This window comes from Emticicia sp. C21, from assembly GCF_003418935.1.
Classification (GTDB): Bacteria; Bacteroidota; Bacteroidia; order Cytophagales; family Spirosomataceae; genus Emticicia.
In genome coordinates this window covers 627,162-652,702 of the sequence record NZ_QVMT01000001.1, presented here as the reverse complement: position 1 = coordinate 652,702, position 25,541 = coordinate 627,162, and the positions used below count along the sequence as shown (strand labels likewise).

The 25,541-nt window shown below is 39.2% G+C and carries 20 protein-coding genes; 11 read left to right on the top strand and 9 right to left on the bottom strand.

Annotated features, from left to right (window positions below; genetic code table 11):
• Positions 1 to 54: 54 nt before the first annotated feature.
• Together D0T08_RS02700 and D0T08_RS02695 are read right to left on the bottom strand one after the other, a co-directional pair.
• Positions 55 to 717 (bottom strand): response regulator transcription factor, encoded by a 663-nt coding sequence (locus D0T08_RS02700; RefSeq protein WP_116981017.1) that lies wholly within the window; start codon positions 715 to 717, stop codon positions 55 to 57.
• 40 nt (positions 718 to 757) lie between these two features.
• Positions 758 to 2,596, bottom strand: a complete 1,839-nt coding sequence (locus D0T08_RS02695) for a 7TM-DISM domain-containing protein (RefSeq protein WP_116981016.1) — start codon at positions 2,594 to 2,596, stop codon at positions 758 to 760.
• Positions 2,597 to 2,899: 303 nt separating this feature from the next.
• On the opposite strand from D0T08_RS02695, the gene D0T08_RS02690 reads away from it, so the two are divergent.
• From D0T08_RS02690 to D0T08_RS02675, 4 genes are all read left to right on the top strand, one after another.
• Positions 2,900 to 4,186 (top strand): hypothetical protein, encoded by a 1,287-nt coding sequence (locus D0T08_RS02690; protein ID WP_116981487.1) that lies wholly within the window; start codon positions 2,900 to 2,902, stop codon positions 4,184 to 4,186.
• Positions 4,187 to 4,226: 40 nt separating this feature from the next.
• Positions 4,227 to 5,582 (top strand): PhoPQ-activated pathogenicity-related family protein, encoded by a 1,356-nt coding sequence (locus tag D0T08_RS02685; protein WP_116981015.1) that lies wholly within the window; start codon positions 4,227 to 4,229, stop codon positions 5,580 to 5,582.
• Between the two features lie 156 nt (positions 5,583 to 5,738).
• Entirely contained in the window at positions 5,739 to 5,939 is a 201-nt protein-coding gene (locus D0T08_RS02680) for a hypothetical protein (protein WP_116981014.1), read from the top strand.
• Between the two features lie 8 nt (positions 5,940 to 5,947).
• Positions 5,948 to 6,817 carry a glycerophosphodiester phosphodiesterase family protein gene (locus tag D0T08_RS02675; RefSeq protein ID WP_116981013.1) on the top strand — a complete coding sequence of 290 codons (870 nt, stop codon included), beginning with the start codon at positions 5,948 to 5,950 and terminating at the stop codon, positions 6,815 to 6,817.
• A gap of 158 nt (positions 6,818 to 6,975) precedes the next feature.
• On the opposite strand, the gene D0T08_RS02670 is transcribed toward D0T08_RS02675, so the two are convergent.
• Positions 6,976 to 8,286, bottom strand: coding sequence for a photosystem II biosynthesis protein (locus D0T08_RS02670; RefSeq protein ID WP_116981486.1), 1,311 nt, complete (start codon positions 8,284 to 8,286; stop codon positions 6,976 to 6,978).
• Positions 8,287 to 8,445: 159 nt separating this feature from the next.
• On the opposite strand from D0T08_RS02670, the gene D0T08_RS02665 reads away from it, so the two are divergent.
• Genes D0T08_RS02665 through D0T08_RS02655 form a run of 3 tightly spaced genes read left to right on the top strand, consistent with a single transcriptional unit; the run spans position 8,446 to position 14,378 of the window.
• On the top strand, positions 8,446 to 11,121 hold the full coding sequence (locus tag D0T08_RS02665) for a glycosyl hydrolase 2 galactose-binding domain-containing protein (RefSeq protein WP_116981012.1): 2,676 nt from the start codon (positions 8,446 to 8,448) through the stop codon (positions 11,119 to 11,121).
• Between the two features lie 4 nt (positions 11,122 to 11,125).
• On the top strand, positions 11,126 to 13,474 hold the full coding sequence (locus tag D0T08_RS02660) for a hypothetical protein (protein ID WP_229238885.1): 2,349 nt from the start codon (positions 11,126 to 11,128) through the stop codon (positions 13,472 to 13,474).
• A 4-nt stretch (positions 13,475 to 13,478) separates the two neighbouring features.
• A complete protein-coding gene (locus D0T08_RS02655) occupies positions 13,479 to 14,378 on the top strand; it encodes a dihydrodipicolinate synthase family protein (RefSeq protein ID WP_116981011.1) in 900 nt (299 codons plus the stop codon).
• 9 nt (positions 14,379 to 14,387) lie between these two features.
• Here D0T08_RS02655 and D0T08_RS02650 read toward each other — a convergent pair whose 3' ends face one another.
• From D0T08_RS02650 to D0T08_RS02640, 3 genes are all read right to left on the bottom strand, one after another.
• Positions 14,388 to 15,551: a DNA-binding transcriptional regulator gene (locus tag D0T08_RS02650; RefSeq protein WP_116981010.1), complete on the bottom strand. Its 1,164-nt coding sequence runs from the start codon at positions 15,549 to 15,551 to the stop codon at positions 14,388 to 14,390.
• A gap of 150 nt (positions 15,552 to 15,701) precedes the next feature.
• Entirely contained in the window at positions 15,702 to 16,955 is a 1,254-nt protein-coding gene (locus tag D0T08_RS02645; RefSeq protein WP_116981009.1) for a sugar MFS transporter, read from the bottom strand.
• 135 nt (positions 16,956 to 17,090) lie between these two features.
• Positions 17,091 to 17,948: an ROK family protein gene (locus D0T08_RS02640; protein ID WP_116981008.1), complete on the bottom strand. Its 858-nt coding sequence runs from the start codon at positions 17,946 to 17,948 to the stop codon at positions 17,091 to 17,093.
• A 639-nt stretch (positions 17,949 to 18,587) separates the two neighbouring features.
• Between D0T08_RS02640 and D0T08_RS02635 the strand changes: the two genes are divergently transcribed.
• Both D0T08_RS02635 and D0T08_RS02630 read left to right on the top strand, forming a co-directional pair.
• Positions 18,588 to 20,711 carry a PQQ-binding-like beta-propeller repeat protein gene (locus D0T08_RS02635; RefSeq protein ID WP_116981007.1) on the top strand — a complete coding sequence of 708 codons (2,124 nt, stop codon included), beginning with the start codon at positions 18,588 to 18,590 and terminating at the stop codon, positions 20,709 to 20,711.
• A gap of 27 nt (positions 20,712 to 20,738) precedes the next feature.
• Entirely contained in the window at positions 20,739 to 21,869 is a 1,131-nt protein-coding gene (locus D0T08_RS02630; RefSeq protein WP_116981006.1) for a YncE family protein, read from the top strand.
• A gap of 258 nt (positions 21,870 to 22,127) precedes the next feature.
• Here D0T08_RS02630 and D0T08_RS02625 read toward each other — a convergent pair whose 3' ends face one another.
• The 3 genes from D0T08_RS02625 to D0T08_RS02615 form a co-directional block, all read right to left on the bottom strand.
• Complete coding sequence (locus tag D0T08_RS02625; RefSeq protein WP_116981005.1) at positions 22,128 to 22,544, bottom strand: lipocalin family protein; 417 nt, start codon at positions 22,542 to 22,544, stop codon at positions 22,128 to 22,130.
• Positions 22,545 to 22,573: 29 nt separating this feature from the next.
• Entirely contained in the window at positions 22,574 to 23,089 is a 516-nt protein-coding gene (locus D0T08_RS02620) for a hypothetical protein (protein WP_116981004.1), read from the bottom strand.
• Positions 23,090 to 23,302: 213 nt separating this feature from the next.
• On the bottom strand, positions 23,303 to 23,551 hold the full coding sequence (locus D0T08_RS02615) for a hypothetical protein (RefSeq protein WP_116981003.1): 249 nt from the start codon (positions 23,549 to 23,551) through the stop codon (positions 23,303 to 23,305).
• 245 nt (positions 23,552 to 23,796) lie between these two features.
• On the opposite strand from D0T08_RS02615, the gene D0T08_RS02610 reads away from it, so the two are divergent.
• Positions 23,797 to 24,702 (top strand): ABC transporter ATP-binding protein, encoded by a 906-nt coding sequence (locus D0T08_RS02610; protein WP_116981002.1) that lies wholly within the window; start codon positions 23,797 to 23,799, stop codon positions 24,700 to 24,702.
• Positions 24,703 to 24,704: 2 nt separating this feature from the next.
• On the top strand, positions 24,705 to 25,484 hold the full coding sequence (locus D0T08_RS02605; RefSeq protein ID WP_116981001.1) for an ABC transporter permease: 780 nt from the start codon (positions 24,705 to 24,707) through the stop codon (positions 25,482 to 25,484).
• Positions 25,485 to 25,541: the final 57 nt, after the last annotated feature.

The window sequence follows — 25,541 nt, the reverse complement described above, 5'->3', positions numbered from 1 at the left end:
TGGGGATAGGGGATAACTTCTATCCCTTTTTTATTCTAAATCCTTGAGGAGAGTTCAAACCCATTTATTTTTCTGAGCCAATTGTACTGCCTCTAATTTAGAATGCACATGCAATTTCTGGTAGATATTTTCAGTATGTTTCCGGATGGTTTTGGCAGAGACAAATAAGCGGTCGGCAATTTGGGTATAACTTAATCCATTGGCAATATTCTCCAGAATTTCAATTTCCCGTTTTGATAAATTAAATGATTCGGGTGTTACATATGCTTCTACTTTAGCTGCTACAATAGGCTCTTTACGAAGTATTTCCAATGTTTTAGCGGCTATAATTGGCGACATTGGTGCTCCTCCATCCATCAATTCTTCTATACTTTTCAGAATCTTGCCGGGTTTTTCATCTTTCAACAAATAGCCTGATGCTCCGGCTTTAATGGCTTCAAAGATTTTGTCTTCCCTGTCGAGTACTGTAAGCATCATAATTTTTTGTGAGGGATTCCTCTTTTTTATCTCACGTGTAGCTTCAATGCCATCCATCAAAGGCATTTCAATATCCATCAGAATAACATCCGGGTTATGTTTAGTGAGTTTCTCTAAAACATCTACTCCATTGATGGCCTTAAAGTCAATGCGTAATTCTTCAAAAACCGAGAGGTTATGACTGATATTGTTCAATAAAGCTGGATTGTCGTCTACTAGACCTACGCTGATTACACTCATACAAGCGAATAATATTCAATGCAAATAACTGATTTATTTATCACTTATTCAATAAGGCAATTGCCGTATAAATCGGGAGTTCTATGTAGATAGTAGTACCTTCATTGGCTATCGATTCAATTCTTAGCTCTCCTTTGATTTCGGCTATTCTATCACGCATATTCCTGATTCCATACGAGTCCGTACTTTTTGTCTCGATTTCTACCATGCCTCTGCCATTATCAGCAATAGCTATGCTTATTTTTTCCTCGGTTTGTTCGCAACTGATGTTGATTTGTGTGCCCTGCGCGTGTTTGAGTATATTCTGTGTCGCTTCCTGAATGACCCTGAAAAGATTGATGGCCTGCATAGAACTGATAGTAATAGCGGGATTAGTCGAAGCGAATTGGATTGATACCTCTAGTTTGTCGTCAACGGCATTCAGGATATAATTACGCAGGCGTTTATCAAAATTATCAAGACTAATGGTAGACTGATGCGTTGCCCAGATAGTATCCCGTAGATTCTGCACAGCTTCACGAACGTTTTCATTGATTTTTTCGAGTTTCTGAGGTTCCAGTTTTTGTTTATGTGCCAGATATGTAGCTGCATCAAGGCTGGTAGCAACTATAGTGAGTTGAGAACCTACACTATCGTGCAGGTCGCGGCTGATTCGCTCTTTCTCATATTGCAGGGTCAATTTATTTTCAAGAGCCAGGCGGGCTTGTTTTTCTTTTTCTTCGCGCAATTGTCTGTACCGAAGACCCAATCCAAACATCAGGACAATGATATCAAACACTACACAAATCACCTGTACTTTCTGGTCGAGCAGCCAGCTGTGCTCAATAAACTCAAAAGTACGAAAATAGGAGAGAGTACCAAAAATAAAGAAAGGCGTAATGCCTATCAGATAATTTTTGGCCAGTGAAGTGTTGATTTTGTTGATATAACTGTATACAACAAAGTAAAAAGTAAAGCTGATGGCCATTAAGAAGCTACAGACCATAGTTATCAATAGCATGTATGGTGCCAGCCCTTTGGTGACTTCAAAATAAATCACGGCTATCTTTTGGGGGACCATCAGGAGCAATGAGCCTATTGCCATTCTCCAGATTAGTAGATTTCTACGGTTTAAAGTATGTCCGCCCATCACATAATCTTTAATGAAAAGCATCAGAAAAACCAATGAAATCCAAAGCAGCCAGTTCCGGAGTTCTGAAGCTGAAATGATACCAAAACCTTGTTGGTAGAACGGTAGAAAAAAACCTATGCCCGTTAGTGTATAACCTAGTCCAAACAACACATAGAGCGCATAATAAAGGTAAACCCTGTCTTTATTAGTAAAAAAGACAGCCATTGAGAAGATAAAAACTATGGCTACAATGCCCGTAAAGAAGCTATAAAAGCTTGTGTCAAAAATGCGGTCAGAGAAAAATGCCTCTTCGTTTTCGATACTTACCTCTCCTTTAATCAACATTCGTCTTTTATAAAATCTGGCATAAACGGTAGTGTCGCTTTGTGGTTTTAACAAAACAGGGAGGATGAAGTACCGATGCGGGTAAAGCCTTTCCGGGAATGGTGTTTGCCACGTGAGGGCATTGATGAGTTTGAAATCTTGCTGATAGAAATAAACAGAGTCAAACCATACGAAGCCTATTTCAAAGAAGTATTTTTCGTAATGAGCACTATTATTCCGTATATGTACCTTAAGCCAGTGATTGGCACTATCCTCCCCGAAATTGATGTGATTATCCTCAAGTTTCTGAAATGGTTTGTCTGCAACTGCGCTGAGAGGCAACTGCCGACTAGCATCTCTGAAATAATCAATCCTGTTTTGGGCATGTATACTACCCGAAAAAATGGTAATAATCAGCACCCAATAAAGTACCAGTGACTTCATTTAGGGTTATTTATAGGTTTAAAACAGGGTAATTGCCTGAAGTTTAGAATCAATTTTTTTATTCAACTCTGTTTTTTCGCTGAAATGATTGGCATGATTTCAGAATTCAGGGGAAGTTAATAAATGGAGTGGGATTTTCAGGAATAAATCTGAAAAAACTTATGTCAACAATAGTACTATTATCAGTGCAGCTAGTATAAAGGATGCAAGCGATAGAGACAATTATGTGAAATCTAATCTGGAGTCAGTTGGATTGTGATTTTAAAAAGCGCAAACCTGATATTTAAACTACCTATGACACAAATGAAAAAGTATTCCTTAAGCATTACCCTTATTATTTGTTGCCTTTTTAACATTTCTATTGGTTATTCCCAGACCTTGAAGGTAGGAGCTGCGCTCAGAGTCATTACACCTAATCCCTTATTGCCTGCTTCTGGTGGTATTGGTACGCCTAAACCTACTAGTGAGAAAAAAGGTGACCTGTTTGCACGGGCAATGGTTTTTGAAAAGGGTTCTACCCGAATTGCTATTGTTAATGTGGATAATCTTGGTTGGACATCTATCTTAGGCAATAAATCAAGGGCTTTAATCAAAGGAATACCACCTGAAAATATTCTGATTGGGGCTACTCATACACATAGTGGTCCTGATGCCTATGCTTTTCCGGATGCAACCGGAAAATCTTCTGCCGATTTAAAATATCTTGATTGGTGCATTCAACAGATTGCTGATGCTGTCAACGAAGCCATTAGCAAACTAGAGCCTGCTTCCTTAAAAATTGCTGTTGACGAAGCTAAGGGTAAAATAGCTTATAACTACTATGCTCCTGCACTTTATGACCCTCGTTGTGGAATTATTCAGGCCATTGCTACTACTGGTAGCAAGCAGGGGAAAGCGATTGCTACGTTGGTAAATTATGCTGTTCATCCGGAAGTGATTGGTTCTGGCAGAAGCATTTTAAGTCCGGATTTGTGTGGGCCATTATATGACCGTATTGAATCAAAAGCAGGAGGAATAGCATTATTTATGAATGGGGCACAAGGCGGGATGGTAACAGCCGATACCCGACTGGAATATGGCAAAGAGGGAGCAGGGCAAAAAGAAGCCAATACCTGGGAGGAATGCATCAGAATCGGAGAATTATTAGCTGATGAAGCACTACGAATTGTAGAAAAGGCACCGGTATTGGAGAACCCGAATATCTATTGTGTGGCGCGTAAAATAGAGTTTCCGGTTGATTCAGAAATTATGCGATATATTCTGAAAAACTCGCCTTTAAAACATGATTTGAATAAAGAAAATACAGTAAGTACGCAATTAAACTTGTTGAATATAGGCCCTGCACAGATTCTGACTATACCAGGGGAGGCGTTGCCAAACATTGGCTATTATGTAAAACGTAATATGAATACCAAATTGCCGTTTTTATTCGGGTTAACGAATGATGCCTTTGGGTATATGCTTACTAAGGTAGATTTCAATAGTTTTAAACGATATGAATATGTCAGCCGCACAAGTTTAGGCGAAATGACCGGAGAAATTTATATCGAACAGGCCCTTAAATTGGTAAAAGATAGTCCAAAACCATAATAAATTTTCATCAAGTATTTACAGATTAAAAACCTCATCTATGAAAAGCACTTTAGTAAGATTGATTACGCTATGTACAGCCCTTGTCATGACATCGGTATGTATTTATGCACAGAATTCAATTACCCCCGAAACAGCCCTTAAAAGTTATATCAACAACGGAGACAAGTCCTTTAAATGGGAAGTAAAAGACTCATTGACCAAAGACAATGTAACGATGTATAATCTGGTATTGACATCGCAGAAATGGAGAGAATTTACCTGGAGACATCAATTGACTATCTTTGTGCCTAACAACAAGCAATATGATGGGGCTTTATTGTTTATTACAGGTGGCTCAAACAAAAACGAACAACCAAACTGGAGCAAAGACGATAAACTGTGGCCGTCGTTGGCGGGTATGGCAGAGAAAACCAAAGCTATCGTTGCCTTGATTAAGCAAGTACCTAATCAACCATTTTTTGGTGATCTGACGGAAGATGCGTTGATTTCGCATACACTTCATAACTTTAAAAAAGATAATGATTATTCATGGCCTTTACTTTTTCCGATGGTGAAATCGGCGGTGAAAGCGATGGATGCAGTGCAGGAGTTTGCTAAGAAAAACAATAATTTTACGGTAAACAGATTTGTGATTTCGGGTGCCTCTAAACGTGGTTGGACAACCTGGTTATCGAGTGCTATTGATGATAAACGTGTGGTAGCAATCGGGCCAATGGTCATTGATATGCTGAATATGCCTGCTACTCTTGATTATCAGTTTAAAACTTATGGTGAATACAGTATTCAGATTGAAGATTATACCAAACTGGGTATTCCACAGAGCACAGATACAAAAGAAGGGAGAACGCTTACAACCATGATAGACCCTTATTCGTATAGAGCTAAAATGAATATTCCGAAGATTATATTTATTGGTACAAATGACGAATATTGGACGGTGGATGCTATCAAACATTATTATGACCAGATTCCAGGTAAAAATATGATTCATTATACCCCAAATGCAGGCCATGATTTAGGGGGTGGCAAACAGGCGTTTGAGTCTCTGACAGCATTTTTTGGTTTGACCTTGCAGAATAAAGAATATCCGGCTAATACCTGGACAACAACCAATAACAAAGATGGTGTAGAGCTGGCAATTAATGCGCAACAAACTGATTTGGTAGGTGCTACCATCTGGCATACGACTTCATCAGACCGTGATTTTCGTAATAATTTATGGTTGAGTCATAACCTGAAATTAACCAAAGAACCGGTTGTAAAAGTAACAGTACCTTACCCAACCAAAGGCTTTGCTGCCTTTTATGTTGATTTGAAATACAAAGATCCTAATGGCGGTACTTATACTGTAAGTACTAGGGTATTTGTTACTGATGGAAATAAGGTGTTATAAGTGATATTATTTAACCACGGAGCTACACTAAGTTTCGCACGGAGTTACATGAAGTTTATATTTCATTACTCTGTGCTGTACTCGGTGTCACTCCGTGGTTAAACTTTCGCAATTGATGGAAAAGACAGAATATTCAGTACTCAACCTAAAAGCTACATGGAGCGCTCTCGTCCTGATTATTTAATGGATAAACTTATCAACAATCAACTCTCCAAGGAAGAATTGGCAGAGCTATTGGCTGATATAGGAGAAACCGAGATGTCGTCGGAGTACTCAATTATCCTTGAACGTTATTTTAATCAGCTTCTTTCCGAAGCATACCTTAATAAAAGTACAGTGTCTGGACAAGACCAATAAAACTGCTCATGAAATCGTTCACAAAGTCTATTACACTTTTCATTACAATTAGTATTTTCTACATCAGTGCTTTTATTCCTGCTTCTACCCTGAATAAACTTTCGCAAACAGGAGCAGACTCATCTAAAGCTTTAAAAGAGAAGTATCATCTGGGTTTATCGGCACACAGAGGTAGTTCAATATTAGCCCCTGAAAACACGCTGGCTACATTTAAGAAAGTGTTGGAAATGGGCGTTGATTACATCGAAATAGATGTTCGTACTACCAAAGACGGGCAATTAGCAATCTTACATGATGGTATGCTGAATCGGACAACCAATGGTGAAGGGCCAATGAAAAACTTTACTCTGGCTGAATTGAGAGTATTATCTGCAGGTAAAAACTACCCTGAGCAATACAAGGAAGAACGTATCCCGACTTTGCAGGAAACTACGGCTTTAGTAGCCCAATGGAATAAAACACACAATCATCAGACTAATCTATATGTTGATTGCAAAGATGTTGCGCCAGAACCTTTAGTGAAAGAACTAAAAGCAAGTAAGCTCCTAAAGGAGGCGGTTTTTTATGGTTCTGATGATTTTCTTCTGGCATTGAAAAAGGTTTATCCGAAGGCTAAACTTATGCCTTCATTAAATAAATCTAGTGAAATAGAAGACAAGGTTGCTAAACTCAATCCTTATGCGTTTGATGTACGCTGGACAATACTGAATGAGCAATTAGTGGCAGATATACACGAGCACAAGATAAAGGTATTTTCTGATGTTCTGGGGCTGTTAGATATACCTGCTAACTATAAGAAGGCCGCTGCAATGGGTGTTGACCTTATTCAGACTGACCATGTGAGGAAAGTCTATAAAACGCTTTTGGAAAATAACTAGAGACTGTTTAGATTTCGATGATACGTTTGAAGACATATTGTTGTCATATGTCTTCAAACATATACCTTATCCAGATTACTTTTTTGGGGTGGGATATGCCCTCGGAGACGTAATGCATCGCGCGTCGAACCGTTACATCTCTACGAAGAAAAACAATGCTATTTCGTCGCCCCCTCTTCCACCGGTTCCGCCCCGAATCTCTTCTGTGCACCTTTCAATTCATCGTGTGAACTGATAGCAATCATCGCCAGCAAAGCGATAAATACAGCTACCACTGCCATGCTCAAAGACCATTTTTTAAGACCAATGGTATGATCGGCAAACGATGGTTGGGTTTTATTGATTAATAGCAAAATCACAATCAGATTAAGGGTATAAAGGTATTGTTCAGGTCTATATCCACTGATAAAGGCCCCGGTAATGATATAACTAAAGACAATGTACAGGATTAAATGGCCTGTAAAGAATGCATGTACTTCTTTATAGCTATAGGTCACATTGTTTGGCTGGCTGACGTAATATTTATAAAACCAGATAAGAGTAAATAACAATATAAGTACTAAACCACTCCATTCTGTTAATCCGAATAATGGGCTACCTTCTGATACATTCAATTTGGTTAGCATTTCAAAAATACGCTTGGTTTCGAAGTTCTGTTGCCACATGGTGAATGGAATGATTAGCACCAGCATCAATAATGGGAATAGTTGCGAGCTTTTCTTTTGCGAACTTTCGGATTGTTCCCACGTTGAAGTCAATGTTCCATACGACATTCCTAATCCTCCAAAAAAGCCTAAGGTATATTCCATCACATTCCAGAAATTAAATTTAATGCCCGATACACTTCCTAATACCTGTAAGAAATTACCAAAGGCAAAACCAAATCCACCGCCTAAGCCTGAGAAAACAGCTACTCTTAAGGCAGAATTTCGTTCGTGTCTCACCATAAACCAAGTCATAGCAACAGCTGCCCCGAAACAAATCGCCCATGCTTCAGAACGTGGTGGAGTCATGAACCATTCAAATTCCATAATCATAAAATAATAGAATAAAATGGCTCCAGCAACCATCTCAACAATGAGATTAGCCCATTTGACAGGGTTTTTTGCCGTGCTTGAAAGCGCCAGACCAAACAGACCACCGCCGATATATCCGTATAGTCCACCAATCACAAATAGCATCATCAAGCCATAATAGGCATTTATAAAATCATCGGCCCGTCCATAGCCCACAACTACACCATAACTCATAATACCCCCCAGACCCCAGCCCAAAGCACCTGCCATCGTAACACTAAAAAACTTGGCATACCAATCGCTCCTTTTGGCTACTAATAATAAGCTCAGGCAACCGATGCCACCAGCCCATGCGGCTCCATGCTCATGTCCGAACTGTCCACGAATAGCCCATGCCGTTCCGAGCGAGAGAGCAACTACTAGCATACTCAAATATAACTGTCTGTTTTTCATTTGTTTAGGTGTGATAATTTGGGTCGAATAGAATTTATTAGTATACTTCGCGGGCATTAAAAAAGGCTATTAATGACTTTATATTTTGCATAGCAGTAGTCCAAAATATATTTTTATAAGTACTAAAAGACAAAGACAATAAATCAAGCATAAATAGATATGAATCAAAAATGGTGTTTACTTTTGAGCATACTAGGGAGTTTTTTCCTGCTTAGCTGTGGCTCAAAAGTAAAAGTGGAAGAACGTACCTTAAGCGATAACTGGACCATTGCCTCTACGAAAGAGATTAATGCCGATGCCAAAACACTTTCAACGCAACTCATTAATCCTGAAAAATGGGTGAAGGCTACCCTACCTACTACTGTTTTGGGAGCATTAGTAGAAGCTGGCGTATATAAAGATCCTTTTGTAGGTAAAAATCTTGAGAAAATACCTCGCGCACCTTTTGAAAATTCCTGGTGGTTTAGAAATACATTCGAATTAGAGGATGTAAATACGCAGGAAGAATATCTGGGTTTGATGGTTGATGGGGTAAATTATCGGGCTAATTTCTGGTTGAATGGGGTAAAAGTAGCCTCTCAGGATACGCTTTTCGGTGCTTTTCGTCAATTTGAAATTGATATTACCGAAGCAGCCAAAAGCGGTGAAAATGTGCTATTGGTAGAGGTGTTCCCACCACAGGTTCGGGACTTCTATATGGGCTTTGTGGATTGGGCACCAACCCCTCCTGATCACTATATGGGTATCTATCGCGATATCCGACTTAAACGTTCCGGAAAGGTTGCCAGTATGGTGGGAACCTTTATTGCTCCTGACCTTGATCCTAAAGATTTAACGCAGGCTTTGCTGACTATCAGTACAGAATTAACTAACCATAGTAACGCCTCAAAAACTGTAGAAGTAATCGGTACCATTGAAAACCTTACATTCAAAAAGAACTTTATTCTGGCACCTCATGAGCGTAGAGAAGTGAAGTTTACACCTGCTGATACCAAAGAGCTATTGATTAAGAACCCACGATTGTGGTGGCCGAATGGTTTGGGCAATCCTGAAATGTATACGTTGAATCTGGAAGTAAGAGAAAACGGAAGTCTATCTGATAAACAAAGCACCAGATTTGGTATCCGTAAGATAGAAACTTATCTGAATGATAAGGGTGTGCGAGGATATAAAGTGAATGGCAGAGATGTATTAATCAAAAGTGCCGGATGGGTGGATGATTTGTTTTTGCGCTATATGCCCGAAAAAGATGCGGCACAGATTCGGTATGTAAAAGAAATGAATCTGAATTCCTTAAGATTTGAGGGGGTTTGGGGTAATAATCATCATATCTATGATTTATGCGATGAGAATGGTATTCTGCTAATGGTGGGTTGGAGTTGCCAATGGGAATGGCCGGATTATCTGGGCATGGAACTGAAAATGAAACCGGGTGATGAAAACTTGCCGATTAATGAGGGAGTTGACTTGTATGCAGTAAAGCTGACACCTGATGAAGAGACCTTACTATCTAATTATTTGAGAGACCAGGTGAAGTGGCTGCGCAACCACCCGAGCATCTTTACCTGGGCAGGTGGAAGCGATGCCATGCCAAAACCTTCGCTCGAAAAAAGGTATCAGGCTACTTTGAAACAATATGACCCGACGCGACCATTTCTGGTGTCGTCCGGTGATTTTACCAGTGAATTGACTGGGAAGTCAGGTATGAAAATGAACGGTCCTTATGAATATGTACCGCCTGTATATTGGTTTGAAGATAAAAAACTAGGTGGGGCTTTTGGTTTTAATAGTGAAACAGGGCCGGGACCACAGATTCCGCCGATTGGGAGTATTAAAAAAATGATACCTGAAGCCGATTTATGGCCGCCTGACAATAAAGTGTGGAACTACCACTCGGGTCGTAAAGACTTTAATACGATGGGGGTTTACCTGAATGCGATGAATAAAAGATATGGTGCATCGAAGAATCTGGAAGAACTGGCTTTAAAATCACAATTGATGAACTATGAAGCCATTCGCCCCATGTTTGAAGCCTTTGTAATTAACCGACCGGTAGCGACCGGGGTAGTGCAGTGGATGCTCAATTCACCCTGGCCGGAGTTTTATTGGCAGTTGTATGATTATTACCTGATGCCTACAGGGGCTTATTATGGCACAAAGAAAGCAGCTCAGCCTGAAAATATTATTTATAATTATCATGATAATAGCATCTACTTAAGTAATGATACCCAAGATGAATGGAAGGATACAAGAGTAATAATCAGTGTTTTTGATAAGAACTCTAAAGAGATATTGAATGAAACAGAAGTTATAAATCTGGGTGCAAATACAATAAAGAAATGGCGAGAACTACCTGAATTAAAGGGTAAGAATGAAATATATTTTATTGCCCTCTCACTGACGGATTTAGACGGAGAACAAGAGTATGCTAATAATTTCTATTGGGTGTCTACCCAAAAAGATCAACTGGATTGGTCGAAGTATTTCTGGTTTTATACTCCTCAGAAACAATATGCTGATTTCAGCGGATTGAATACTTTGCCAAAAGTAGAAATTAAGGCAGAGAAGAGTATCAAAGAAATCAATAAGGATGAATACGAAGTAAGTCTGATACTGAGAAATAAGTCTGACAAATTAGCTTTCTTCATTGAAGCCGAACTGGCTGATGGGGCCACTGGTGCTGCTATTACTCCGGTTTTCTGGTCTGATAATTATATATCTATCCCTCCTGATGATGTTAAGGAAATCAAAGTAAAATATTACAAAAAAGATCTGAAAGGTACTCCGACTATCAGAATACAAGGCTATAATCTATTAAAACCTATGACTTTATAGACCCATGTTAAGAAAATCTATTTATCTGACTACCCTGTTTTTGCTTGGCTTCGCAGTGACTATTGCACAACCAATTACCATTAAGAGTGCCAATATTATTGCTTCTAATTCGATACCCTCACCAGTGAAGGAAACGACTGTAAAGATGTTGACGGAGGAGATTCAGAAGCGTACTTCTATCGTTTTAAAGTCTACTACCGGACAGCCTAAAAGCAATGAGTTTACCATTGCGCTTGTGCTGTCAGGTGATAAGGATTTATCAGGTAAAGCTATTCCTGCCAATACTGACAAAAACGGGCCTGAGTTTAAGGCTGAAGGCTATAGAATTGTATCAGAATTAACTGATAAAGGTGGTATTTTGTGGGTGATAGGTGCAGATGCCAGAGGGGTATTGTTTGGTGCAGGTTGGGTATTACGCAAAGCTACTTTGTTGCCTAAAACTATTCAGTTAGATGCTAAAACTAATATCGCTACCTCACCTGAATATGGTATCAGAGGACATCAGTTAGGATATCGTCATACGGCTAATTCTTACGATGCCTGGACGGTGGCACAATTTGACCAGTATATCAGAGAACTGGCTATTTTTGGTTCGAATGCTGTGGAGGGTATTCCTTTTCATGAAGATGAAAACCCGAGCCCACACTTTAAGATTCCGTCTCGCGAAATGAACGTGAAACTGAGTGAAATCTGTCAGGCTTATGACCAGGATTATTGGGTGTGGACACCTATCACCTTTGAATTACATGATGCCAAGAAACGTGCAGCAGAATTGAGTCTGCACGAAGACCTTTATAAAAGATGCCCTCGCCTTGACCATATTTTTGTGCCGGGCGGCGACCCGGGCGATAATCATCCGAAAGATGTCATGCCATTTCTGAAAGACCTGCATGAGCGTCTGGTTAAGTATCATCCTACAGCAAAAGTATGGCTTTCATTACAAGGCTTTAGTGTGGAGCAGGTTGATTATTTTTATCAGTACCTGAAAGAGAATAAGCCTACCTGGTTTGAGGGAGTAGTATCAGGCCCAAGTAGTCCGCCAATGGCTGAGACACGTTATAGACTACCTAAAAACTATAAACACAGAGAATACCCTGACCTGACACATAATGTGAGATGTGAGTTCCCTGTTCGTCAGTGGGATCAGGCTTATGCCTTGACTTTGGGTAGAGAGGCTTGTAACCCTCGTCCATATGAGTTTGCGGGCATACATAAAACCTATGCGGCTTTTACCGATGGTTTCTTATCATATTCTGATGGTTGTCATGATGATATTAATAAGGTAGTCTGGAGTATGAGGGCATGGGATACACAAACGGACGTAAGAGAAATATTGGTTGATTATGGTAATTTCTTTTTCGGAAAAAAACTGGCTGAAAATATTGCCGATGGCATCGCTGCCCTTGAAAATAACTGGAAAGGACCTCTAGTGCAAAATGGTGGGGTAGAAGCTACATTCGCTTTCTGGAAAGGCATGGAGGCTACAGCAACACCACAATTGAATGAAAACTGGCGCTGGCAGATTTTATTATTAAGAGCCTACTACGATACCTATACACGCCGCAGATTAATCTACGAACAAGACCTCGAAAAACAAGCGAATGCACTAATAGCCAAAGCTCCACAATCAGGTGCTAATAAAGCTATGGCCTCGGCTTGGGAGGTTTTAGAGAAGGCTGAGAAAATGCCGATTGGTTATGATTTAAGAAAGAAAATAGAGCAATTGTGCCAGGCTTTATATACTTCTATTGGTTTGCAAACGAGTGTGCCTAAACATCAAGCAAAAGGGTATGAAAGAGGTTGTTTGTTGGATTTTGTAGATTATCCCCTCAATAACCGTTGGTGGCTGGAAGATGAATTTAGGAAATTAAAGCCGATTGTAACTGATAGCAATGCCAAAGTAATGGCAAGGCTAAACGTTATCAGTACATGGGAGAATCCGGGGGCTGGTAGTTTTTATGACGATGTGTCAAGCACCAGTAAAGGGCCAAGAGTGAAAACAATTGTAGATGATGCTACGGATATAGCCTGGTGGGATAATGGTTTTAGTCGTGCCAGATTGTCAACGCAGACATTTCAGAATAACCCTGAGTTGGAATATGATAATCTACAGGCCGATGCCCGTTATATTATCAGAGTGGCAGGTATGGGTGAGGCACTTTTACGGGTTGATGGCAAGCGATTGAGTCCTGTGGTATATAATCGTGAAAATGAGACTTTTAAAGAGTGGATTGTACCTCTGAATCTGAGTATGGATGGGAAAATAAGGGTAACTTTTGATGAGCCGGAAGAATCCCATCTCAACTGGCGTAAGCATTCAAAAGTTTCTGATGTATGGCTTTTGAAACAATAATGAGATGAAAAAGCTATTTCCGCTGGAAGGCATTGTTACCGTACTGAATACTCCATTTGACGTGCAAGGGAATGTTGACTTACCTTCGCTCAGGCGAAATGTTCAATATGCTTTGAAAGCAGGCGTAGCAGGTTTTTTAGTGCCAGCTTTGGCCTCAGAGGTGGCAAGCTTAAGTATACCTGAGCGTTTGCAAATGGTAGAAACAGTCATTGAGGAGGTAGCAGGAAAGGTACCTGTTTTTGCCGGGGCAGGAGAACCAGACGTAGAAAGAAGAAGGCATATAGTAAAAGAGTATCTGGCAATGGGATGTCGAAATATCCTGTTCCAGATACCTTTTGAGAATGAAGACTCATTTAAAAGTCAGTTTTTCGAACTCGCCAATCTTGGCGTAGAAACTATCATGCTACAAGACTGGAGTGCCAATGGTTATGGCTTGCCGGATGATTTGATTTTAGAACTATTTCAGGAAGTAGAAGCCTTTCGGTGCCTGAAGGTAGAGACTGTTCCGGCAGGAGTAAAGTATAGCCAATTATTAGCGCTAACAGAAGGAAAACTCCATTTAAGCGGCGGCTGGGCAGTTACCCAGATGATTGAGGGCTTGAAAAGAGGTGTACACGCATTTATGCCTACAGGTATGCACAAAACTTATTGCCAGATTTATCAATATTTTAAGACAGGAGAATTAGAAAAAGCAGAACAATTATTTCATCAGATAATACCAGTTTTAGCTTTCTCTAATCAGCATTTAGATATTTCTATTCATTTCTTTAAGCGACTTTTATATCGCCAAGGAATTTATAAAACGCCAAATGTTAGAGCTTCTCTTTTGCCGTTTGATATTATTCATGAAGAGATAGCCGAGAAGTTGATAAAGAGAGCGATTGCATCAGAGAGAGAAGTGTAATTGTAGAATTTACTTCCCAGCCAGATACTTATTCCGATACTCAATAGGTGTACAGCCTTTTACTTGTCTGAATTGACGTGCGATATTTTTGCTATCGGTCAGACCCATATCCAGTGCAATTTCAAAAACGGTCAAATCCGTTTCACGGAGCTTTTGAGTCAGCTTTTCGATGCGCAGATTGAAAATGTATTTGTATATGGGTAAGCCTGTAATGTATTGGAAACGCTTCTCTAAAGCACGTCTCGATAGTGGTACTTGTTTTACTACATCATCCACCTGTAAATTCTTATCAATATTCTGATGAATATATTTTAGTGAAGTAGCGATATAATCGTCATTCGTAGCATAAATATCAGTCGATTGACGGGTAACAACTTGTGTGGGTTTTACAACAATATCATAATAGTCTGCTGTGCCGCTTTTAATCATTTGTTCAAGCAATCTGGCAGCGTCATAGCCTCCTTTTTCAGCATCCTGACCGATACTTGATAGAGGAGGGTCAGAAAACTCACAAATCATTTCGTCATTATCAACACCCAATACAGCTACCTCTTCCGGAATACGGATTTGTGAATGTCGGCAGGCTTCTGTAATATGCTGTCCCTGGTTATCATCGCAGGCCATCAAGGCTATTGGCTTGGGTAGAGATTTCAGCCATTGGCTTAGTGAACTGGGTTTGTAGTACCAGATTTCTGTAGAACGAGCCATCGCATGCTCAAAATAATGTACCTTATAGCCTGCTTTAGAGATACGCTCTTCAAAACCCTCTGCCCGCTCTCTCGACCATACAATATCTTTGAAACCATAAAAAGCAAAGTTTTTGAAGCCTTTCCGAAGAAAATACTCAGCGCCCATTTCGCCTGCTTCTTTGTGTGCACCTGTAATATTCGGAATGTCGCGGAATCGTTCTTTAAAATCCTGTGCAATAACCGGAATACCAGCCTCCACAAATTTCTCAACGGCAGGGTCATTATATAACTGCCCGATAATCCCATCAGCTCCCCATTCCAAAGCCCATTCAAGGATACCCTCCATCCCAATCGTTTCTCGCTGAAAAAGAGGCATCCTGCAGAAAATCCAAGGGCCATGCTCTTTCGAGTATTTGGCAATACCTTTCAAAAGAGCCTTGCTATACTCTTCAGCAAAGTCAATCAAAAGAATAATTTTATACATGTTATATTAGCTTTATGGTAGAGACGTATTGCAATACGTTTCATTGGTCTGTGGGGTCCAAATAATTGGTTGTTCTCTCAAATACTTCACCTAAATACATTTGTTGGATTGAATAGGCCAATGAAGACGTAATGCATTACGTCTCTACAATTATTTCAACAAGTCTTTCCAACTATTTACCGTAGCATTGTTCACTAACGGTTTTGCCCAGATACCGATGCTTAATATATAACCTAAGGTAAGCAACAAAAATAGCATGGCAAAACGTAATTCAAACAAATCACCCAATCCGCCTATAATTAGCGGTACAACAGCACCACCTGCAATACCAGTACACAAAATACCTGAGAAGGTACCATGATGATAAGGCACAGAATTAAGTGCCAATGAAACTACAATCGACCACATCACAGATGCAAAGAATCCTGCTGCCGGGAATGCAACTAATGCCACATTTAATGGCCCGAATAAACCTGATAAAAGAGAAACAATTGCTCCAATGGTAAACATCATTAAAACACGACGGCTATCGAAAAATTTCAATAATACCAACCCTAAGAAACAACCGATAGTTAGTAAACCCCAGAAATAGGATATAACCGATGCACCTTGAGTAGCAGGGTCAACATTATGATAAATTTGTAAAAACTTCGATGTCCAGTTGGCAATGCCTTGTTCAGTACCTACATAACAGAAAATACCCAGGAAAAATAACCAAACCGTTTTATTGCCTAATAAGTCCGAAAAAGCTTTACCCGTATCAATTCTCTCATCGTCTTTCAGAACTACTTCCGGGAAACGAACAAACCATATAATCACTACCATTAACGAGGCAATTATCGCGAATGTCCAATAAACTGATACCCATTTTAAATCGGCAGGTACTAGACCATTCAATGTAGAGATGATGAAATTCGGATCAGGGTCGGTATGAACGTTTGCCACAAAATAACTATATAACATAGGGCTCAAAAACGAAGCCCCTCCAAAAAACAATTGCCCCATTACCGAGTTAAAAGCAAAGTTTTCTTCCCCACCGGCTACTCTCAATAATGGATTAATTACTACCTGCAACATGGCCATTCCTAAACCAATAATAAACAAGGAAACTAAAGCAACCGTGAAAGTAGGGTTAAGAGCGAATAGAAGTGCTCCAATAAATGCCAGTGCAAAAGCCAACAATAGCACACGCTTCTCGCGATACTTTTCTACTAAAATACCTGATGGAATTGACGCAACTGCGTAAGATACAAAGAAAGCAAATGGCAGGAAGCCTGCCCAACCGAGACTCAAACTGAAACTATTAGAAATATCAGGGATAATTGGCCCGAGAATATTACTTAGAAAAGAAATAACAAAGAATATAAACAGAATAAGAATAACAATAAAAGTATTACTTTTCATAGAAAACCAGGGTTTGTTCGGTTGAGGTTTTTAAAGGTAAGGCATTTGTTGATAAAATCAAAAACGTAGTAGTTCAATATTACCGTAATTCCATTGTGGCAATTCTAGTGCGGCAATGAAATTGCGGTAGAACGTTCAATCTTTCAAAGCATACTTCTTCAACTCCTGTGGAATTAAAGCCGCTGCTCCTAAAAGCGCAATATTTTCATCTGTAGACTGGAAGATTTTAAGTCTTTTCAATGATTGAGGAAAAGAGAAGTCGTTTAATTCCTGGTACATACCTGCTTCAAAAAACGGATAGGCTTTAGCTAATGAACCACCCAGGACAATTGCCTCGGGGTCATATGTATACATAACGGCTTTTAATGCCACGCCTAAATGGATACCGAATTTTTCCCAAAGCCCAATGGCATGCATATCTCCGGCAACGGCCGCCTGATTGGCTTCTAAAGCTGTGATACCATGAACAGCCTCGAAAAAATTATTACTGGCATAATACTCAATATTCTTATCTAAATAGGGTAATAAACCTATTTCACCTGCGCCACAATTACTACCTGCATAGAGTTCGTCGTCGATAACTATTCCCGACCCCAGACCTGTACCTGTTGTTACTCCCACTATCGAACGAAACCCTTTTGCTACGCCGAAGCGGCTTTCGCCCAAAGCAAAACAATTGACATCATTATTGACAAAAACAGGTACATTAAATTCTTCCTGCAGAATGTCTTTCAATTCTACTTTTTTCCATGATGGAATGTTCGCCACATCATATACAATACCTTTTTCGGTATCAACTACCGAGGGTACACCAATGCCAATGCTACTTGCCGAATAAGCCATTAAAGGCCTGATTAAATCAATTAATTGTTGTAGTGTAGATGATAGAGAATCTTTTTCTCTCAGCAAAGTAGTTTCCTGTTTAATAACAGAGCCGTTTAATTCGACTCCCGCTTTAATTTTAGTTCCTCCCAAGTCAACCCCTATGTTCATAGTATTTAGATTTATTTTTCTATTGGTCTATAGGCTTTATGTTTATATAAAGTCTTTATCCAAATAGTTTATAGTTTTTGTATGGCGTAATTGATTAATTTCTGCTTAAAAATAATTCGCGGTCTGGACAGGGTTGCAGATCACGACCCCATCAATTAGGTTTTTATCTTCTTAACATTTACAATACTCCTTTTACCAGAAAAGATACCATCCTTAAAGAGGGGAATTTTAAATTTTTATTGCTCAGATTGTCTTAAACAACAAAGTCCGTCTCTCACAAATGGTTATTATCTTTAAGCCTGACTTATTAAATCTTATAAGATAAAAGCTCTCTGAGATGCGTGATTTGTAGAGACAGGGCATTGCCCTGTCTCTACTTTGCGCACTTTTGGTTATGTTTTATAAGAAATTAAACAATACATAGTATCTGAATCCTGAGACAAGTGATCGTGTAAATAGAGAAAACTCTGCAACGGAAGCCCTAATTAATTTAGGCTCCAATTTCATTCTCCAACTCTCAGATTTTTACTACATTTGAAAACTCTATTCAACTAAAAAATTAAACACAAGCACATGGTTTAAACAGCCTTTTGAGGGGCTTATAATTGTGTGGGCAGTATCTACATTACCCAATTAATAATGAAATCTAACCAACCCATACAGTTTAAACTCTTCACAGCTCTGGTAAGTGTTGCCTTTGTCGCCCTAAGTGCAACAAGTGATAATTTACCGGATACTGATTGGACAGAATACAACGGAGGGGCTGATAAAAATCATTTCTCGCCTCTCACACAAATCAATACCGCAAATGTAAACCAATTAAAACCTGCGTGGGTGTACGCATCAGGTGGAGCCGATACTATAAAGAATACTACACAAATGCAGTGTAACCCTATTATAATTAAGGGGATCCTATATGGAGTTTCAGCTGGTTCGCAGGCATTTGCTTTAGAAGCAGCTACGGGTAAGGAAATCTGGAAGACCAGATTAAATGACGATACTTTTAACATGACCAGCCGGGGAGTGACTTATTGGACTGATGGAAAGGAGTCAAGAATTTTCTTTGGCTATGGGGCTTTTATGTATGCTTTGAATGCAAAAGACGGCCAACCGATTATCAGCTTTGGTAAAAATGGAAAGATAAATTTGAAAGAAGGTATTACACGTCCCGGTGCTGATGAATATGTAGTGGCCAATACGCCACCAACCATATTTAAAAACGTGTTAATTGTGGGTACAAGAGTATCTGAGAGTGCCTCTGCTTTATTGGGCGATATTCGGGCTTATGATGTAAAAACAGGAAAGCAAATCTGGGCATTTCATACCATCCCTCATCCGGGTGAATATGGATATAATACATGGGAGAAACAGAATTATCGGAATGTTGGTGGGGCTAATAGCTGGATGGGCATGGCTATTGACAGACAAAGAGGGATAGTTTATGTACCTACAGGCTCTGCTGCTTTTGATTTTTATGGAGGAAACCGTAAAGGTGATAATCTTTTTGCCAATTGTTTAATTGCTCTTAATGCTACGACTGGCAAACGTCTCTGGCATTTCCAGACAGTACATCATGATATTTGGGATAGAGATATTCCGGCCCCGCCGAATTTATTTACCATTGTAAAGGATGGGAAGAAAATAGATGTGGTATCGGTGGTAAGTAAACAGGGCTTTACTTTTGTTTTTGACAGAGTAACAGGTAAGCCAGTTTTCCCGATTGAGGAACGCCCGTTTCCTGCCTCAGAAATTCCGGGAGAAAAAGCTTCTTTAACCCAACCGATTCCTGTATTACCCGAACCTTTTACCCGACAAAGTTTTACTGTGGCTGATGTAAATCCTATGGCTTCAAATAAAGAAGAAATTATTGAAGCTTTGAAAAAATCTAATACAGGTAGTCCTTTTATTCCCTTAGGTAGAGAGCGTACACTCTTTTTTCCCGGCAGTGATGGTGGCGCGCAATGGGGTGGTGCCGCAGTTGATGAAAATAGTATGATGTATGTGCCTGCTAAGGAAAATCCTGTGTTCAGTTCCATCGTAGATGCGCCAAATTACTCAGCCGGTAAAGCGTCTATCACGGGTAAACAATTGTATCAGACCTATTGTGCGTCCTGTCATGGGACTGATAGAGAGGGCAATCATGATGGTACAATCCCGGGTTTATTAAACATTACTAACAAATACAACAATATAGCCATTCTACAAATTATGGCCAAGGGTAGAGGAATGATGCCTGCCTTAACGCATATAAAAGATACCGATAAACAGGCTATCATAGATTTTCTGGGAGGAAAAAACACATCAACTCAAGCGAGTGTTAAATCAAACTTATCCACCTCGCCTTATACGCACACAGGTTATAATCGTTGGTATGATACCAATGGTTATCCGGTAAGCACACCTCCCTGGGGTACATTGACTGCCATAGACATGAATACAGGTAAACGCCAATGGCAAGTGCCTTTAGGAGAATACCCTGAATTAACGGCTAAAGGCGTACCTCCAACAGGAACAGATAATTATGGGTGTGGTGCCGTAACAGCCGGTGGATTGATATTCATTGCTTCGTCAAAAGATGAACAATTCAGGGCCTTTGACCGCAGAACAGGCAAGATATTGTGGCAATATAAATTACCTGCGGCCGGATATGCTTCGCCAAGTGTTTATGCTGCTAATGGTAAACAATATGTGGTGATTGCCTGTGGTGGAGGAAAACTCAAAAGTAAATCCGGCGATCGCTATTTGGCCTTTGCATTACCTTAGTATTTCAACCTTATACTAATACATTCTATGAAACCTATCTTGAAAGCCCTGTTACCATTATTACTGGTAACTTTAATTTTAACAGCGTGGAAACCTGTTGTAGAGGAAACCCATCAGATTCCTAAAATCAAAAGACTCCTCTATGTTGCCACTCCAGGTGTACGTGATTATCTGGGTTATGGTGGACATGGTATTCAGGTATTTGATATGGATAATCATTACAAATTTGTGAAGTTTATCCCAACTTCCGGCTTTCACCCGGATGGTACGCCTTCTAATGTAAAAGGCGTTTGTGTGAGTCTGGCTACTAATTGTATTTATATCAGTACTTTGGAGAGCCTGCAATGCATCGACCTGACCAATGAAAAACTGGTTTGGGAAAAGAAATTTGAGGGCGGTGCGGATAGAATGGCAGTTTCACCAGATGGAAAAACTATTTACCTACCTTCTTTAGAAAAAGAGTTCTGGAATGTGGTTGATGCCAGAACAGGTGATGTTATCACTAAGATTATAACCAATTCTGGCTCTCATAATACACTTTATGGTTTGTCAGGCAATTATGTCTATCTGGCCGGACTGAAATCTCCTTATCTTGCAGTGGCTGATGCCAAAACGCATACTATTGCTAAACAAATCGGGCCATTCAATGCAGAAGTACGCCCATTTACCATTAACGGCGCTGAAACATTGGCTTATGTAAATATCAATAGTTTATTAGGTTTTGAAATAGGAGATATAAAAACAGGTAAAAAATTATACAGAGTAGAGGTACAGGGTTTTAATAAAGGAGAAGTAAAACGCCACGGCTGTCCGACACATGGTATAGCCTTGACACCAGATGAAAAGGAAGTCTGGATATGTGATGGGGCCAATAATCGCATACACATATTTGATAATACCGTATTGCCGCCAAGACAGGTAAATACCATAACCGTAAAAGACATGCCGGGTTGGATAAGCTTTAGTCTGGATGGCAAACATGCTTTTTCGGCCACGGGTGATATTATTGATGTAAAAACCCGAAAAATAATCGTTAGCCTTGAAGACCAGAATTATAATAGTGTGCAAAGCGAAAAAATGGTAGAAATCCATTTCAACGGCAAAAAACCTGTTAAAGCCGGCGACCAGTTTGGGATGGGGAAGGTGGTTGGGAAATGAGTGGTTTAGTGAATGAGTAATTGAGTGATTAAATTGAGCTAAGTAAAGGACTCAGTTATTTGTAAGTTTAAAATACCGTTCAAAACACACTTTTTTCAGACAAGTAAAGGAATAACAATAATAATATGCTTGAATTGAGTTTTGAAAAATGAGGGGAGATAGTTGTAAGAAATGGTTACGAGTAAAGCAAAAGTCGCCCGGAAAGAAGGGAGATTTTCCTTACAGAATTTCTCCCGTATAAATAATAGATTAGTTATATCACTCTTTTACAAAAACATATTCGCCTACGGTATATGTTTTCAATATAAGTTTTTTACTACTCAACGAGCTAATTTCTACTAACTTGCCTTGTGTTGAAGACATGCACATAGCTCTAATTCTTATACCTTTTTCCTCTATCTCGTAATTTCCTCCACCGCACCCCAGAAAAGCATAATCAGCGGCAATCGTGTTCTTATAGGTTTCATTAAATAAACCCTTAGAAGAAAACTCTACATATACTGCTTTATTGTTGGGTATCACTACTGGTTGGCATCCTGAAACAAGTCCTCCTGACGGATAGCAATAAGATACTAACCGCCATTTGCCTATAATCCCAGTTGAAGGAGTGATATTCTTTTTGTCCTGACAAGCTGTCAATAGGCCAATCAAAACAAAGAGGTGAATTTTTTTCATGCAGATACCTTTGATATTTTTCGCTATAACTATTTGTTCTTTCTGAAAAGATAAGCTGGAGCATCAAACGCCATCCCATTATCAATCATCAACTCACCAGGACAAATTCTGATAGAGCCTTTGATATAGTTGTAAGAACCATCGTCAAACATATCTTTATCAGGCTTTATAGTAACCCACGAAAGTTTTTCGTGCTCATTTTGCTCTAAATCATAGGTCATGGTGTTTACTAACTTGCCGTCTCGATATATTTCGGCTAGTTGTTTGCCAGTCCCTTTTTGTGAAATCACTAACCTTATATCCGGCATATCCTCTGAAGAAGATGGCATCATAGTAATCATGCCTTTTAGCTGCCACTCGCCATAAATTTCTTTTTTAACATCGGCAATTTTTAAAGGTACATCTGCAGAATTGCGCAGACAATCAAAATCCAGAATAGATTCTGATTTAATCATATTCAATGCAGGTATTTCTTCGTCTGCAGTTTTACAAGCGTTTAGAGTTAGTAGAGAGAAAAGGCTACAGCCAATGAGCAACTTTTTCATATGAATTGGTTATAGGAACGTGGTAAAGGAACAAGTATTAAATATTAGTTAATAGAACAAGGTTAACGGAACAAGTATTTACGCAATAATCGATTTATTTCATTCTACTTTCTCCGTTATCCTGTCTCCATTTTCCAATATATATATTAATGATGCCGTGAAGTTAAAAATGGTTGGAAGCTCTTTCAAATTTTTAAGAAAGATTAACATTATTTAAACTGATACTCCTGGATTAAAATAATTGGAGCTATCAGGTAATTTGATGCCTTTGAGTTTTAATTGACAGTTAATGTTAAATGTCAATTTGTTACTTTTAGTTCTTGGGCCTGTAAGGGTTTCATTATCAAACCTGTTTAACACCTTGTCAGTGTGAAGTGATTTTTGTTCTTTATTAATTAAAGGCAAAGCGAGTCCTAACAGAACAGTCAGGATAATAAGAAAGTTTCTTTGGTACTTTTTCATGAGTAATTGCTTTTTCAAAAGGGGTGTGTTACAATAACAGTAGCACGGTAATAAGTAGATGCTATTATTCCTGAAATGGTTGTAATCGGTTTTTGAATTTTATAGAAATTTAAAGCAATACTTTTCCACAAGAGACTTTCACCCCATAAATCACCCATTTAACAGACGAATTAGACCTATTGACCTAAAATAATTCTCTCACTTATCGTCTGTGAGTACTTTTGAAATAAAATGAAAAAGCTATTATGACCACTATCCAGGTACGAAATGTATCACACCAGTTTTCTAATCAGGAATATGTATTAGACAATATCAATCTTAATGTGCCAGAGGGAAGTATTTATGGTTTTCTTGGTCCGAACGGTGCCGGGAAAACCACTACCCTTCGCCTTATTTTAGGACTGCTAAAGAAACAGAAAGGTGAAATTGAAATTTTCGGCAAGCCTTTCGACAGTAGTCGTATTGAAATTTTGAGTAAAATCGGTTCTCTTATTGAAAGCCCCTCACTCTATGGGCATCTGACAGCTGTAAATAACCTGAAAGTATGGCAAAAGATTTATCAATCGCCCGACAGCCGTATTGGCGAAGTATTAGCGTTAGTAGGCTTAGCTCATACGAAGAATAAAAAAGCCAGTCAGTTTTCGTTGGGTATGAAACAGCGATTGGGTATTGCTATAGCCTTGTTGCATAGTCCTTCACTATTAATTTTAGATGAGCCTACCAATGGACTTGACCCAGGTGGTATTGTAGAAATCAGGGAATTATTAAAGCAATTGAATCAACAACATGGCATCACCATTATTATTTCAAGCCATTTATTGGGTGAAATAGAAAAATTAGTAACCGATGTAGGTATCATTAACAAAGGTAAAATGCTATTTGAAAGCTCTTTGGTTGATTTATTGAAACGCCAGCATCAGGCTTCTACTATCTATTTCGATACCAACGATAATGCAACTGCACTCCAATTGATTCACCAACAAAAAATTGAGGCACAAATTGAGAAGGAGCGCATTGTAGTATCTCAATTATCGAAACAGGGTATTGCTCAACTCAACCAGACTTTGGTTGCCAATAACATTGAGGTTTATGGTATAAGAGCAGTAGAAAATGATCTTGAAAGTATTTTTATGAATTTAACCAACAATTGATTATGATTAGCTTTATACATAGTTTTCAGAGTGAATGGCTAAAGAAGAAAGGGACACTGGCCTTCTGGTTGGTATTTGTCGGAAGTTTTTTTATTCCATTAATCTTCCTGACAAGAGGTATTATTTATTCTGCCGATTTTCTGGCCGAAACTAAAAGCCCAATGTTCTGGGAGGTACTCATAAGCCGTAGCTGGCAATTTATGGCAATTCTACTCCTGCCATTAGGATTGGCCTTAGCTACAAGTTTGATCACGCAACTTGAATTCAGAAATAATACATGGAAACAGCTTAACACAACTCCACAGAGTTTATCGGTAATCTATTGGAGCAAATTTGCCGTGATTATTGTCATGCTCTTGCAATTCTTCCTGCTTTTCCATATTGGTATATACCTATCAGCTTTGATACCTGCCATCTTGCATGGCGCTTCTGACTTCTATCAACGTACTGTACCGTTTTCGTCTATACTGAAAACCGCTGCCTTATTCTTTGTCGATTGTTTGCCCATTGTAGCTATTCAATATCTGGTGAGTTTGCAATTCAAGAACTTTTTAGTGCCTTTAAGCTTTGGGATTGGGTTGCTGATAGCATCGTTAATTGCCGTGCAATGGAAATACGGTTATACCATTCCGTATACCTATTGCATGTATAATTTCTTTTCTGCAAAACAACCGAAGATGGTACCCGCCGGAGTTAATTTTCATTATTGGGCAGTAGGTTATTTTGTGGGTAGCGCTTTGTTGGGTTATTTTCTGTATTTTAACAAAAAAGAAAAGGGGTAATAGCAAATGAAAAAAGGGGTTGTCGTTTCGTTGCACATAGGATACTGGTTATTATAC